General features: G+C 41.3%; 12 protein-coding genes. 9 read left to right on the top strand and 3 right to left on the bottom strand.

All coding sequences use genetic code 11. From position 1 onward, the window contains the following. Nucleotides 1-17: 17 nt before the first annotated feature. Nucleotides 18-1,508 carry a CoA-acylating methylmalonate-semialdehyde dehydrogenase gene (locus GQR47_RS01845; protein WP_165723433.1) on the bottom strand — a complete coding sequence of 497 codons (1,491 nt, stop codon included), beginning with the start codon at nucleotides 1,506-1,508 and terminating at the stop codon, nucleotides 18-20. 125 nt (nucleotides 1,509-1,633) lie between these two features. Further along, nucleotides 1,634-2,815, bottom strand: coding sequence for an acetyl-CoA C-acyltransferase (locus GQR47_RS01840; RefSeq protein WP_024595699.1), 1,182 nt, complete (start codon nucleotides 2,813-2,815; stop codon nucleotides 1,634-1,636). Nucleotides 2,816-3,145: 330 nt separating this feature from the next. Here GQR47_RS01840 and GQR47_RS01835 point away from each other — a divergent pair, with 330 nt between their 5' ends. From GQR47_RS01835 to GQR47_RS01795, 9 genes are all read left to right on the top strand, one after another. Further along, nucleotides 3,146-3,580, top strand: a complete 435-nt coding sequence (locus GQR47_RS01835; protein WP_165723432.1) for a MerR family DNA-binding transcriptional regulator — start codon at nucleotides 3,146-3,148, stop codon at nucleotides 3,578-3,580. A gap of 56 nt (nucleotides 3,581-3,636) precedes the next feature. Further along, the gene (locus tag GQR47_RS01830; protein WP_165723431.1) at nucleotides 3,637-4,812 is read left to right on the top strand and encodes an isovaleryl-CoA dehydrogenase; all 1,176 of its coding nucleotides are present in this window, start codon (nucleotides 3,637-3,639) and stop codon (nucleotides 4,810-4,812) included. Between the two features lie 10 nt (nucleotides 4,813-4,822). Continuing rightward, a complete protein-coding gene (locus GQR47_RS01825; RefSeq protein WP_165723430.1) occupies nucleotides 4,823-6,430 on the top strand; it encodes a carboxyl transferase domain-containing protein in 1,608 nt (535 codons plus the stop codon). Nucleotides 6,431-6,442: 12 nt separating this feature from the next. Beyond that, nucleotides 6,443-7,213, top strand: a complete 771-nt coding sequence (locus GQR47_RS01820; protein WP_165723429.1) for an enoyl-CoA hydratase/isomerase family protein — start codon at nucleotides 6,443-6,445, stop codon at nucleotides 7,211-7,213. Between the two features lie 8 nt (nucleotides 7,214-7,221). Then, the gene (locus tag GQR47_RS01815) at nucleotides 7,222-9,225 is read left to right on the top strand and encodes an acetyl/propionyl/methylcrotonyl-CoA carboxylase subunit alpha (RefSeq protein ID WP_165723428.1); all 2,004 of its coding nucleotides are present in this window, start codon (nucleotides 7,222-7,224) and stop codon (nucleotides 9,223-9,225) included. After that, nucleotides 9,225-10,121: a hydroxymethylglutaryl-CoA lyase gene (locus GQR47_RS01810; protein WP_165723427.1), complete on the top strand. Its 897-nt coding sequence runs from the start codon at nucleotides 9,225-9,227 to the stop codon at nucleotides 10,119-10,121. The genes GQR47_RS01815 and GQR47_RS01810 overlap by 1 nt, the downstream gene beginning before the upstream one ends. 261 nt (nucleotides 10,122-10,382) lie before the next feature. Next, nucleotides 10,383-11,081: a CoA transferase subunit A gene (locus GQR47_RS01805; RefSeq protein WP_165723426.1), complete on the top strand. Its 699-nt coding sequence runs from the start codon at nucleotides 10,383-10,385 to the stop codon at nucleotides 11,079-11,081. A 14-nt stretch (nucleotides 11,082-11,095) separates the two neighbouring features. Further along, nucleotides 11,096-11,752, top strand: coding sequence for a CoA transferase subunit B (locus GQR47_RS01800; protein WP_039489749.1), 657 nt, complete (start codon nucleotides 11,096-11,098; stop codon nucleotides 11,750-11,752). Between the two features lie 344 nt (nucleotides 11,753-12,096). After that, nucleotides 12,097-12,978: a LysR family transcriptional regulator gene (locus GQR47_RS01795; RefSeq protein ID WP_002961883.1), complete on the top strand. Its 882-nt coding sequence runs from the start codon at nucleotides 12,097-12,099 to the stop codon at nucleotides 12,976-12,978. Nucleotides 12,979-13,859: 881 nt separating this feature from the next. Here the strand turns inward: GQR47_RS01795 and GQR47_RS01790 are convergent. Beyond that, complete coding sequence (locus tag GQR47_RS01790) at nucleotides 13,860-14,636, bottom strand: amino acid ABC transporter substrate-binding protein (protein ID WP_165723425.1); 777 nt, start codon at nucleotides 14,634-14,636, stop codon at nucleotides 13,860-13,862. Between the last annotated feature and the right edge of the window lie 100 nt (nucleotides 14,637-14,736).

Below are 14,736 nucleotides of genomic sequence, written 5' to 3'. Positions count from 1 at the left end.
TCATTTTTTAATTACGATTATTTTAAGTTAATACTCATGTTTGGGCCCGACGCAATGTCGTCTTCAAACCAACGTGATGTAATTGTTTTAGTTTCTGTGTAAAAGCGAATACCTTGCTTACCGTACGTGTGAGTATCGCCGTAAAACGAGCCTTTCCAACCAGTGAATGAAAAGAACGGAAGTGGCACCGGAATTGGCACATTAATACCTACTTGGCCTACTTCAATTTCGTGTTGGAATTTACGAGCCACTGCGCCGCTTGACGTAAATAACGAGGTACCGTTACCGTAAGGGCTGTCATTAATAAGGGCGATTGCCTCTTCAAGCGTGTCTACAAACATACACGCTAGTACTGGACCAAATATTTCTTCTTTGTATAAATTCATCTCTTTGGTTACATCGGTAAATAACGTCGGACCAACCCAGTTACCTTGCTCATACCCTTCAACCGTAAAGTCAGAGCCATCAATTAAACAGGTAGCGCCTTGCTCTTTACCACCAGCAATGAGTGATAAAATACGTGCCTTTGCTGCTTTTGATGTTTGTGGACCGTATGCCGCGTTTGCATCATCCCACACGCCTGGGCGTACATTTTCAAAGCCTGCTTTTATTTCATCTACCCACTGACTTGCTTGACCTACAAACACAGCAACCGAAATACCCATACAACGCTGGCCAGCAGCACCGACAGATGCGCCTACTAGGTTGTTTACAACGTGCGATTTACTTGCATCAGGCATAATAACCATGTGGTTTTTAGCGCCAACACACGCTTGCACGCGCTTAAGATTTTGTGTGCCTTTAGAATAAATATAAGCACCTACACCACACGAGCCTACAAACGAAATAGCACGCACTGCTTTATCTTCTAGTAAGCGGTCTACTTGAGGTTTTGTACCATGAACAACCTGTAATACGCCTTTTGGTGCGCCGGCTTCAATAAATAGCTCAGCTAAGCGCATTGGTGTAAGTGGATCTTGCTCTGACGGTTTTAAAATAAAGGTGTTACCACACACAATAGCGAGCGGGAACATCCAAAGAGGGATCATTGCTGGGAAGTTAAACGGGGTTACGCCCGCGCATACGCCAAGTGGCTGCATGTAAGAATACGTATCGATTTTACGCGCTACGTTTTCCATTGTTTCACCCATCATTAATGATGGTGCGTTTGCTGCTTGTTCTACTACTTCAATACCGCGCCAAACATCGCCTTTTGCATCTTCAAATGTTTTACCCAATTCATGGCAAATAATGGTAGCAAGCTCATCATGATGTTCCTTTAATAGCGCCGCGTACTTCATCATAATGCGAGCACGTTCAGTAATAGGTACGTCTTTCCATGTTTTAAACGTCTCAGAAGCTGAGGCAATTGCCGCGTCCATTTCTGATTCTGTGGTACATGGCACTTGTGCAAGTACTTCTTGAGTTGCTGGGTTTATAACATCGATAAGCTCTTTTGATGCTGATTGAATAAATTCGCCATTAATAAGTAGTGGTACTTGGTGCATGATTAAATCCTAGTGTGTGAGTTGTGTGTTCTCTTTTAAAATTGGTAGCGCCGCTTTGTTAGTATTATTAGTGCAGCGCTTTTATAGTTATTCGTACAGCTTTCTTATAACTATTAAATACCTAGTTAATACGCTTCTACGGCCATAGCAACCGCTTCACCGCCACCAATACATAAAGACGCAATGCCTTTTTTAAGGCCTCGGTTTTTAAGGGCATGAATAAGCGTTACTAAAATACGCGCGCCGCTTGCACCAATTGGATGACCCAATGCACATGCACCGCCATTAACGTTTACTTTGCTTTCATCAAGTTTTAACTCGTTAATAGCCAGCATGGTTACCATGGCAAATGCTTCGTTAATTTCCCAAAGATCAACATCGTTTACAGCCCAACCTGCTTTTTCAAGCACGCTGTTCATAGCCCCTACTGGCGCTACTGTAAATTCACTTGGTTTTTGAGAATGCGTGCTGTGCGCCACAATTTTACAAAGCGGTGTTAAGCCCTGCTCTTTTGCTTTTGATTCGCTCATTAATATAAGCGCTGCGCCACCGTCTGAAATTGACGATGAATTAGCCGCTGTAATAGTGCCGTCTTTTTTAAAAGCTGCACGTAAGGTAGGGATTTTTTCTGGGCGGGCGTTACCTGGTTGCTCATCAATCGATACTGTTACATCGCCTTTGCGTGTTTGCATTGTATGGGGTGCAACTTCGTTATCAAAGCTACCATTTTGTATTGCTGCTTTTGCTTTACTTAATGAGCCTAATGCAAACGCATCCATTTGCTCGCGGCCAATGCCGTATTCGTCGGCGGTGTCTTGTGCAAAACAACCCATTGCTTTGTTGTCGTAAGCATCTTCAAGGCCATCGCTCATCATGTGATCTTTTATTTCGCCATGTCCCATGCGCATACCGCCACGCGCTTTTGGTATAAAGTACGGTGCATTTGTCATGCTCTCCATGCCACCAGCAATAGCAGATTGAATTGAGCCCGCTTTAATTAAATCGTTTGCAAGCATGGCTGCTTTTAAACCAGAGCCACATACTTTGTTAATTGTTGTAGCGCCAGTGCTAAGTGCAAGGCCTGCTTTTAACATTGCTTGGCGTGCAGGTGCTTGTCCAAGGCCTGCTGGTAATACACAGCCCATAATTACTTCGTCTATTGCATCATTAGCTAAACCAGTTTGTGTGAGTACACTTGCAATGGCGGTAGCGCCAAGCTCGGTAGACTGCGCATCACTTAACGCTCCCATAAAACCACCCATTGGGGTGCGTTTTGCTGCTACAATTACCACTGATTCTAAAGTCATAACTAACTCCATTGTATTTATATGCAAATAGTTGTTAGTATATTTGCTCTATTAATTTAGTATTCATTTATTATTTAATACCCTTACACAATACTAACGTTTACGCCAACGTCAACTAAAAACAGCTTAATTTTTAGTTTTATAAGTGTAAGGATTATTTTCCATCGGTTAGACTACACTGATAAAATAAAAATAACCCATTGAATATTAACAACATAAATCAACACCTCGCTTAAACATCCCTTTATAAATAGTTTCAAATCACACCAAGCTTTACCTTTACGTAAACTTCACTTATATTGGAGTTATTCGAATGAGGTAAATACAATTATGAAACCAGATAATCAAACAAACTTTGCAAGCTCAGCCAAAATGCCGGCCAGTAATGAACAAACATTTAGCATTAGCGAACTCGCTAAAGAATTTGACATTACAACCCGCTCTATTCGCTTTTACGAAGACCAAGGGTTAATAACGCCTGATCGTAATGGTCAAACCCGTATTTATTCAAAACGCGATAAAGTGCGTTTAAAACTAATATTACGTGGTAAGCGCCTTGGCTTTACATTGGCCGAAACCGGACGTTTGTTTGAACTGTACGACGCAGATAAATCAAGCGCTAAGCAGTTGGTTACTATGCTTGACCTTATATCAGAAAAAAAAGCAGACCTATCTCAACAAATGGACGACATTAAAGTTGTTCTTATGGAGTTGGTGACGGCCGAGCGCCGCTGCCGCGACACCCTTAACAAAATAGACGAGTAAGTTTATTTTTAAAATAAAAACACACTGACAACACACACGTCACACAGGAATGAATCATGAGCACTATTTCACTATATAAAGAAATGAACTTTGGCCTTGGCGAAACCGCCGATATGATCCGCGACCACGTAAACAGTTTTGCGAGTCAGGAGATTGCCCCGCTTGCTGAAAAAACGGACTTAGATAACGCTTTTCCAAATCAACTTTGGTCTCAAATGGGCGAAATGGGCGTACTAGGTATGACCGTATCTGAAGAACTTGGCGGCGCCGGTTTAGGTTACTTAGAACATGTCATTGCTATGGAAGAAATTAGCCGTGCCAGTGCCTCTATAGGGTTAAGCTATGGAGCACATTCAAACCTGTGCGTTAATCAAATTAACCGTAACGGGTCACAAGCTCAAAAAGAAAAATACTTACCTAAGCTTATTAGTGGTGAGCACATTGGTGCTCTTGCAATGAGCGAGCCTAATGCGGGTTCTGACGTTGTATCGATGAAACTCAAAGCCGAAAAAAAAGGAGATAAGTACATTTTAAACGGTAATAAAATGTGGATCACCAATGGCCCAGACGCACACACACTCGTTATTTACGCTAAAACAGATTTAAACGCTGGCGCTAAAGGCATTACCGCATTTATTGTTGAAAGTGACTTTCCTGGTTTTTCAACAGCACAAAAGCTCGACAAACTGGGTATGCGCGGCTCAAATACCTGTGAGCTAGTATTTGAAAACTGCGAAGTACCCCAGGAAAACATTTTAGGTAACTTAAACGAAGGCGTTAAAGTACTTATGAGTGGCCTTGATTACGAACGCGTAGTACTTGCAGCGGGCCCGCTTGGTATAATGCAAGCGTGTATGGACATAGTGGTACCGTACATTCATGAGCGTAAACAGTTTGATACCCCTATTGGTCAATTTCAGTTAATTCAAGGCAAAATAGCCGACATGTATACACAAATGAATGCTGCGCGCTCATACGTATACACGGTAGCTAAAGCGTGTGACCGAGGCGAAACCACCCGTAAAGATGCCGCCGGTGCCATTTTATACGCCGCAGAGCTTGCAACTAAAATGGCGCTAGATGCAATTCAAATTTTAGGTGGTAATGGCTACATAAACGAATACGCAACGGGTCGTCTTCTTCGTGACGCTAAATTATACGAAATTGGTGCAGGTACTTCCGAAATTCGTCGCATGCTTATTGGCCGCGAACTTTTCACAGAAAGCCGTTAAGGATTAAACCATGACTATTTTAAAATCGAGCGTTAATCCTCACGACCCAACGTTTGTGCAAAACCATAAAAATATGTCAGCGCTGGTGGATGATTTACGCAGTAAAGTAGCAACAATTAGCCAAGGCGGAGGCGCTGCATTAAAAGAGCGCCACGAAGGCCGTGGTAAATTATTTGTACGCGACCGCATAAATACATTAATTGACGAAGGCTCACCGTTTTTAGAAATTTCGCAATTTGCTGCCTTTGGTGTGTACGAACAAGCAATACCTTGTGCAGGCGTTGTAGCCGGTATTGGCCGTGTTAAAGGCGTTGAATGCATGATTATTGCAAACGATGCCACGGTTAAAGGCGGTACATATTTTCCGCTTACCGTTAAAAAGCATTTACGCGCACAAGATATCGCCGAGCGCTGCCACTTACCGTGTATTTATTTGGTGGATTCGGGCGGTGCAAATCTGCCAGAGCAAGATGATGTATTTCCAGATAAGTTGCATTTTGGTCGTATTTTTTACAATCAAGCCCGTATGTCGGGTAAAGGCATTCCACAAATTGCTGTAGTAATGGGCTTATGTACCGCAGGTGGTGCGTACGTACCTGCAATGGCCGATGAAAGTATTATTGTAAAAGATCAAGGCACTATATTTTTAGCAGGTCCGCCCCTTGTAAAAGCAGCAACCGGCGAAGAAGTAACAGCCGAAGAGTTAGGCGGCGCCGATGTGCACTGTAAAATTTCGGGTGTTGCCGATCACTACGCTGAAAACGATGCTCATGCGCTGTCTATTGCGCGCCAATGTATTGAGCGTATTAATTATACACGCCCTACGGCCCCTCTTCTAGAGGATATAAAGCCACCCCGTTACGATATAAACGAGCTTTACGGCATTGTGGGCACCGACCTTAAAAAGCCATTTGATGTACGCGAAGTAATAGCGCGCACAGTGGACGACTCATCATTTGATGAATTTAAACGTTACTTTGGTGAAACGCTGGTCACCGGTTTTGCCAGTATTTACGGCAATCCTGTTGGCATAGTAGCTAATAACGGTATTTTATTTAGTGAGTCGGCGCAAAAAGGCGCGCACTTTATTCAGCTGTGTGCTCAGCGCAATATTCCTTTAGTATTTTTACAAAATATTACCGGCTTTATGGTGGGTAAAAAATACGAAGCCGAAGGTATTGCTAAGCACGGCGCTAAAATGGTGATGGCGGTTTCGTGTGCTGATGTGCCTAAATTCACTGTACTTATTGGCGGCTCTTACGGCGCAGGTAACTACGGTATGTGTGGCCGCGCATTTGAACCAACCATGATGTGGATGTGGCCTAATGCTCGTATTTCGGTAATGGGCGGCGAGCAAGCTGCGGGTGTAATGGCGCAAGTTAAACAAGATGGTTTAGCACGTAAAGGCCAATGCATGAGCGAGCAAGAAATCAGTGATTTTAAAAAGCCAATTATTGATCAATACGAAGAGCAAGGTCATCCGTATTACGCAAGTGCACGCTTGTGGGATGACGGCATTATAGACCCTGCCGATACGCGTAATGTATTAGGGCTTGCGTTAACGGCTGCGAATAACGCACCAAAACGTGATTCGAAATTTGGCGTATTTAGAATGTAACCGGAGCGCAAAATGTCAGTAACACTACAAATAACAAAATCTAATGTGGCTGTACTTGTGTTAAGCCGCCAAGAAAAAAGAAACGCATTTAACAGTGAAGTAATACACGAGCTAATTCAGTGTATTGAACATGCAAATACGCTTGATATTCGTGCTTTGGTTTTAAAAACTGAGGGTAAACACTTTTCAGCCGGTGCCGATTTAGCCTGGATGAAATCAATGGCTGATAACAATTACGCCGATAACCTAGCTGATTCAATGCAATTAGCTAAATTAATGCAGGTATTGGCAAGCTCCCCGCATCCTACAATTTGTGCTGTGCAAGGTGCCGCTTTTGGTGGTGCTCTGGGCTTAATAGCCTGTTGCGACATAGCCCTTAGTAAAGACGATGCGCAATTTTGTTTAAGTGAAGTAAAGCTGGGTCTTATTCCGGCGGTTATTAGCCCGTATGTAATTAAAGCCATTGGTGAGCGCGCTGCTCGCAGGTACTTTTTAACGGCTGATGTGTTTGATGCCCATACTGCTAAGCAACTTGGTTTAATTCATCAAGTAACCGGTAATTTAGACTGCGCGCTCGATAATATGCTGCAAACACTGATTGATAACGGACCTGTTGCAGTAAAAGCCGCAAAAGCATTAATTAACGATGTAGCAAATAAACCAATAACCGATGAACTCATTGAGCTTACCGCAGAGCGTATTGCAAAAATTCGCGTATCTGAAGAAGGTCAAGAAGGGCTAAGTGCTTTTTTTGATAAACGCCCACCCGCTTGGCAACTGTAGGATTGATTATGAAGACACAACGATTACAAAAAATACTAATTGCCAATCGTGGAGAAATTGCGTGCCGTGTAATGCGCAGCGCAAAACAAATGGGCTTAACCACGGTCGCGGTTTACTCTGATGCAGACAAACATGCCCAGCACGTAAAAATGGCTGACGAGGCTTACCATATTGGTGCCGCGCCAAGTAAAGATTCGTATTTAGTAGCAGACAAAATTTTACAAGTTGCCAAAGACTGCGGCGCTGACTGTATTCACCCAGGCTATGGTTTTTTATCTGAGAACAGCGAATTTGCTAAAGCCTGCGAAGCTAATAACATTGCTTTTATAGGGCCACCAGCAAGTAGCATTGAAGCAATGGGGTCTAAAACCCGCGCTAAAGAAATAATGGCAGCTGCTAATGTACCGTTAGTGCCTGGTTATTACGGTGATAAGCAAGACCCTGCTTTTTTACAAAGTGAAGCTGAAAAAATTGGCTACCCTGTACTCATTAAAGCGGCCTTTGGTGGCGGTGGTAAAGGCATGCGTGTGGTTGAAAAAGCACAAGACTTTACGAGCGCACTACAAGGTGCGCAACGTGAAGCGATTGCCGGTTTTGGTAACGACTTAGTGTTATTAGAGCGCTATGTAAACCAACCTCGCCATGTAGAAGTGCAAGTATTTGCAGATAACCATGGCAACTGTGTTTATTTAGGCGATCGTGATTGTTCTTTGCAACGTCGTCATCAAAAAGTAATTGAAGAAGCCCCTGCTCCGGGTTTATCTGACGAACTACGCAAAGAAATGGGCGAAGCGGCTGTACGTTGTGCACTGGCTATAAATTATAGAGGCGCAGGTACGGTTGAGTTTTTACTTTGTGGCGATGAATTTTTCTTTATGGAAATGAATACGCGCCTTCAAGTAGAACACCCAGTGACCGAAATGGTAACCGGTGTAGATTTAGTCAATTGGCAAATTAATATTGCGGGTGGGCAAACATTGCCAATGACACAAAGTAATATTCAATTGCAGGGTCATAGCTTTGAAGCGCGTATATACGCAGAAGATCCAGCCAACGACTTTATTCCGTGCTCGGGCACTATTGAAGCACTACACACACCCCTTAACAGTGAATTTGTACGCATTGATACAGGCATTGCACAAGGCGACGAAATTAGCCCGTTTTACGATCCGATGATTGCAAAACTTATTGTGCATGACGACAATCGCGAACAAGCACTGAGCCGCTTACAACAAGCCCTTGAGCAATTTCATTTAGCGGGTTTTAGCACTAACATTGGCTTTTTACATAATTTAGCAAGCCACCCCACGTTTAAACAAGGTGCGCCAAGCACACACTTTATTGCTGAGCAAGGTGATTCGTTAGTTGCTGTTGACGAATCGTTATTGCAAACAAGCCAGCTTATTGCTGCTTTTGCGTATTTAGAATCGTTAACTAACACCCAAAATGCGCAAAACAGTGCAAGCCCGTGGCAACAACTAACTGGATTTACACTCAATTCACCACAAGCAATTAAAGTCCCTTTTGCCGATTTACAGCTAAGCGCTATAAAAACGACAGCGGGCTATAGTATTACGCATAACGAGCATGTATTTAAACTACAAGGCACATTAAATAATAATCTGTGCACTGTATTTATTAATGGTGAAAAACATAGCGCGCACGTAACTACGGTTGGTAATAGTACTGCGGGCAATATTGTCACTGTTATGAATAAAGCACTGCAAACTAAGCTTGAACTAGTTGATAAACATTATATTAGTTCGCACAAAAGCGAAGCTTTGCCACTTGCCGCGCCGCTTAATGGCACAGTAGTTAAGCACTTAATCGACATTGGTAGCACAATTACCAAAGGCGATGCGGTTGTTATTATCGAAGCCATGAAAATGGAATACACGCTTAACGCACCACACGACGGCATTTTAAGAAGCTACTGTTTTGGTGAAGGCGAATTAGTAACGCATGGAGCCTTACTTGCTATTGTCGAAGATACAACAGAGGAAGGTGCATAATGAGTGCCTTTCCAAATAAAGTACGTATTGTTGAAGTTGGCGCGCGAGACGGCCTACAAAACGAAAAAACAGTAAGCACAGCCGATAAAGTAGCGCTTATTAACGCCCTAAGTGCTGCTGGCTTAAAAGATATTGAAGCTGGCGCGTTTGTCTCCCCTAAGTGGGTGCCACAAATGGCAGACTCAGCGGATGTAATATCAGCGCTAGATTTACCCAATGTAAATTTAAGCGCCCTTACACCTAACTTAAAAGGTGCACAAGCAGCGCACGCTGTTGGTATTAAAGAGTTTGCTATATTTACAGCTGCGAGTGAGTCGTTTTGTCAAAAAAATATCAACTGCTCAATAGACGAAAGTATTGAACGTTTTAGCGAAGTAATGGCGTTTGCTAAAGCTAATAATATTCGTGTACGTGGTTATGTAAGCTGTGTACTCGGTTGCCCCTATGAGGGTGATATTGACCCGCAAGCAGTACTAAGTGTATCGCAAAAGCTATTAGATTTAGGCTGTTACGAAGTAAGCCTTGGCGATACCATAGGTGTTGGCACCGCAAAAAAAGTAACGCAATTAATCGAGTTACTTTTAACGCACATTGATAAAGCCAAGTTGGCCGTGCATTTTCATGATACATACGGCCAAGCGCTCACAAATATTTACGCAGCTTTAAGCCTAGGTATTGCAACGGTTGACGCGGCAGTCGCGGGCCTTGGTGGCTGTCCTTATGCTAAGGGGGCGTCAGGAAATGTTGCCACCGAAGATGTAGTTTACTTACTGCAAGGGCTTGGCATTGAACACTCAATTGATTTACAAAGGTTAAGTGACGCTGGCTGGGAAATAACCAAAGCACTTGGTAAGCAACCTGTGAGCAAAGTATCTGTGGCACTGCACACAAAATAACCTGAGCTCTGGATAATAAATCTATCTCGAGCAGCTATTTTCAGCACTAACTGCGTTGAATTTACTTGCAATAGGCCAGCTATTGACGCGTAAATTCGCCTTGTTTTCACTGAAAATCTCTGGCTAGAGAAAATAAATTTAAATATCACCCTGATTCATATGTTAGTAAATCTATTAACCAGAGTTCAGGTTAAATAGCTATCTTATGAAATGATGATTAAAGATAGTTAACAACAAATAGCACACAATGAGGAGAGACTCATGGCCGGTTTTGATAAGGTAGTTTATAGCTACGAAGCTGCAATGGAAGGATTAAAAGACGGCGATACCATTATCGCCGGTGGTTTTGGTTTATGTGGTATTCCTGAGGGCTTAATTAAACAAATTAAGCACATGCAAACAAAAAACTTAACCGTAGTATCTAATAACTGTGGTGTTGATGACTTTGGTTTAGGTATTTTATTACAAGACAAGCAAATTAAAAAAGTAATTGCCTCATACGTTGGCGAAAACGCCCTATTCGAGCAGCAGTTATTAAGTGGCGAAATTGATGTAGAGCTTACGCCTCAAGGTACATTAGCTGAAAAAATGCGTGCTGGTGGCGCGGGTATACCTGCATTTTACACCGCTACCGGTTACGGTACTCCTGTGGCTGAGGGTAAAGATGTAAAAGAGTTTAATGGTCGCCCGTATATTTTAGAAGAATCTATAACGGGTGAATTTGCTATTGTTAAAGCGTGGAAAGCCGACCGCTTTGGTAATTTAGTGTTTAGACACACCGCCATGAACTTTAATCCAATGGCGGCAACAGCTGGTAAAATTACCGTTGCTGAAGTAGAAGAAATTGTAGAGCCGGGCGAGCTTGAACCAAGCCAAATTCATACCCCGGGTATTTTTGTAAATCGCGTTATTAAAGGCAGCTTTGAAAAACGCATTGAACGTGTAACAACACGAGATTAAGCAGGAGCAAAATTATGGCATTATCACGTGAACAAGTTGCAATGCGCGTTGCACAAGAACTACAAGATGGTTACTACGTTAATTTGGGCATAGGAATTCCGACACTCGTCGCAAACTATGTACCGGATGATATTGAAGTTATGTTACAGTCCGAAAATGGTCTTTTAGGCATGGGCCCTTACCCTACTAAAGCAGAACTAGATGCCGATATGATTAACGCGGGTAAAGAAACCGTGACAGCAGCCACAGGTGCAGCCATATTTAATAGTGCAGATAGTTTTGCCATGATACGGGGTGGTCATGTAGACTTAACCGTTCTGGGTGCATTTGAAGTTGACCAGAACGGCAACATCGCATCGTGGATGATCCCTAAAAAGCTAATTAAAGGCATGGGCGGCGCGATGGATTTAGTCGCTGGCGCAAAAAATATTATTGTTACTATGACTCATGCGAGCAAGCATGGTGATTCTAAACTATTAGAGGCATGCTCTTTACCGCTTACAGGCGTTAATTGCGTTAAAAAAATAGTGACAGACTTAGCCGTACTAGAAGTGAAAGACGGCGCATTTCATCTATTAGAACGCGCTCCTGGTGTATCAGTTGATGAAATTATTAGTAAAACAGCAGGTAAACTACTTGTTGATGGTGAAGTACCAGAAATGGTTTTTTAGTTACTTTTAAAAAGTTTAATTAAAATATCGCTTTACCTTGTACCGACCTCATTCCCAGTGCCAATGGCGCTGAGTTACCCAAAATCCCTCTCACGAGGGATTTTTTTTATCTTTTGCCATTATTTTTACCGTCATTCATACATCTGTAGTAAATTTTATCTATAATACAAATATAAATTAAATGTAAGCGCTTAGATTCTTTGCACTATTTTGTGGATAGTCTGCACCCTTTTTGTGAACTAGCGTTAAATTTATTTTTAACCTACTGATATTTATATATTAAATAGTTGGTTCAAATTTTGCCTAAGTAAGGCGTCTCAATAAATTAAATAATTCTGGAAAACATGCAAACTCCTATTCGTGGCCTTCGCTCTTTTTGCTTTGCCGCAAGAAGCCTAAGTTTTAAGCATGCAGCTAATGAGCTGTACTTAACGCCGTCTGCGGTAAGCCATCAAATAAAACAACTTGAAGAACAACTTGGTATTGAGCTTTTTCAACGTAAAACGCGTTCAATTAGCTTAACCACAGCGGGTAAAAACTTTTTTGATGCTGTGTCTCCTATCATCACAATGTTAGAGAGCACCATTAATGAGTTTAGTCAGATGCAGCAAAATACAAATTTGACGATTACCCTGCCTGAATTTTTTGCCAGCGAACTACTCATGCCTAAATTAAGTGAGTGGACGTCAGAACACCCTAATATAAACCTGCAAATGGACACGCTTAAAACACGCAAAGAATTAACGCGTCATAGCGATTTATCTATTGTATTGTCCTCTGGTAAACCTACTGAAGGGTTAGCGACTGAGTTGTTTAACCTTGAATATATTCCTGCATGTAATAAAAAATTGCTCGATCAGTGGAGGGACGATCATCGTCAAGCGCTTAACCAAGTTCCGCTAATCTTGCACAAAGCTCGCCCTTGGGCTTGGCATCAGTGGGCCGAAAAAGCAGGGATTGATGACTTTTCTCCTTCGCAGATTATTCAAATAGATAGCATGTTTGGTGTAGCGCGTGCAGCGCAGCAAGGCATGGGCATTGCACTTATCCCACTGCCTATTAGCCAAAGCTGGCTAGATGAGCAATGGCTTTACAAATTATTCGAACAGCCTTTAACAACTAAAGATAAATACTATTTAGTGCAGCACGAATCAAGCACGCCTAATCACCCGCTTGATTTATTTGCGAAGTGGGTTGTAAATACGTTTAGAAAAATCCAAGAATAATCCCCTATTAGACGAGTTCAGTAATACAACCTACTCTGTGTTGTATTACTGAACTCGTCTAAACCACTCTGCAATTTTTAATAATATTTTTTATTTAAATACATAAACTTAACGCCGAGCATTAGACTAAAGTCTATAGTTTAATTTTTTTCACTCATTGGTTTCATTTTTATCGTTTGTCGAAAATAAAGTTAAATATTAAAGTTACTTCATCAGCTCAAAACAACTTAGTTAATTTGTTTTTTAAGAGCAATAAATGCAACCTTTAGAGTTCTAGTAACTCAAACGTAGCAGTGAAAAGAATCTTATATTGTGTGTGTAAGATGTTGTCAGTGTGAAAAAGCGGTTCAATTTAGGTGGTGACTTGGCTTGAACTGTTTTTATTCTTGGCGCAAACCACATGGTATGCAATACAAAGCTACCAAAGCGTAGTAAACAGAATCTTTATATTGTGTGTGAAGATGTTGTCAGTGTGAAAAAGCAGTTCAAGTTAGGTGGTGACTTGGCTTGAACTGTTTTTATTTTTGGCGCAAACCACATGATATGCAATACAAAGCTACCAAAGCGTAGTAAACAGAATCTTTATATTGTGTGTGAAGATGTTGTCAGTGTGAAAAGCGGTTCAAGTTAGGTGGTGACTTGGCTTGAACTGTTTTTATTCTTGGCTCAAACCACATGATATGCATTACAAGGCTACTAAAGCGTAGCAAACAGAATCTTTATATCGTGTGTGAAGATGTTGTCAGTGTGAAAAGCGGTTCAAGTTAGGTGGTGACTTGGCTTGGACTGTTTTTATTATTAAGCACATACATAATATAGCTATATACAGATTAATACATTTTAAAAAGCCCCGTAAGTTATAACTTACGGGGCTTTTTTAGTTAATTTTTTATTTGATACTCTTTTTTTAATTTACTTATTTGCACTTTATGTGAAATCAAGAAGGTATTAAATTTCTTGATTATGTCAGGGTAGTCAATCGACGATAATAAAAAGGCTTGTAAATCTGTCGGCAATTCGTTTTGAAAATAAACAGGTCTGGTTAATTTAAAGTATTTTAGGAGGTTATAATTTAATACATCGTTAGATATGTAAATACACTCCACCCGCTCTCTTAAAAGCAACTCTATTAATTCAATTACGTTAGCTGTTTCTATTAACTCAACGTTTTCATTATTCATTAACGGTTTAAAGCTTTGAGGCGTAAACCCTCTTACCGTTGCAAAACTAATGCATTCACCAATAGTGATGTTTTTATTTAAACTCGCAATGCCCGTTTTAGTCACAACGGTTGGCTGCGAATAAATAATTTTATTTACATCAATAAATGAAGCTTTGTAGCTTTGTTTCCAGCTAGGGTTATCTGGATACTTAAAGTCGACATGGCGATGTTCCACAAATTCTTTGTAAAGTCGATTAATAGGTAGTGTGTAAAACTCAAACTTAAAGTCATGCTGCTGGGCAAACAAGGTAAGTAACTTTTGACTGAAACCATAATAGTCGCGGTTATCAGCCCCACTACCATCGTAGTATGGAAGGTATTCTATATTCTCTAAGCCTACTACGTAATGAGTCGCTGATTTAGCGTTGTTTATTAAAAGCAGCAAAGCGAATGGCAAATATATTAACTGCGTTGCTATTTTTTTTAATTGATTCATTAATAACCTAAGTAATATTAATGACGATTAGCTGTACGCTTTAATTTTAACAAATTTGCAAAGATTATGATAAGCATATTTTGTTTTATGCAAAAAAAGC

The organism is Pseudoalteromonas sp. Z1A2 (genome assembly GCF_011378755.1).
Classification (GTDB): Bacteria; Pseudomonadota; Gammaproteobacteria; order Enterobacterales; family Alteromonadaceae; genus Pseudoalteromonas; species Pseudoalteromonas distincta.
This window is presented reverse-complemented; position numbering and strand designations above follow the sequence as displayed.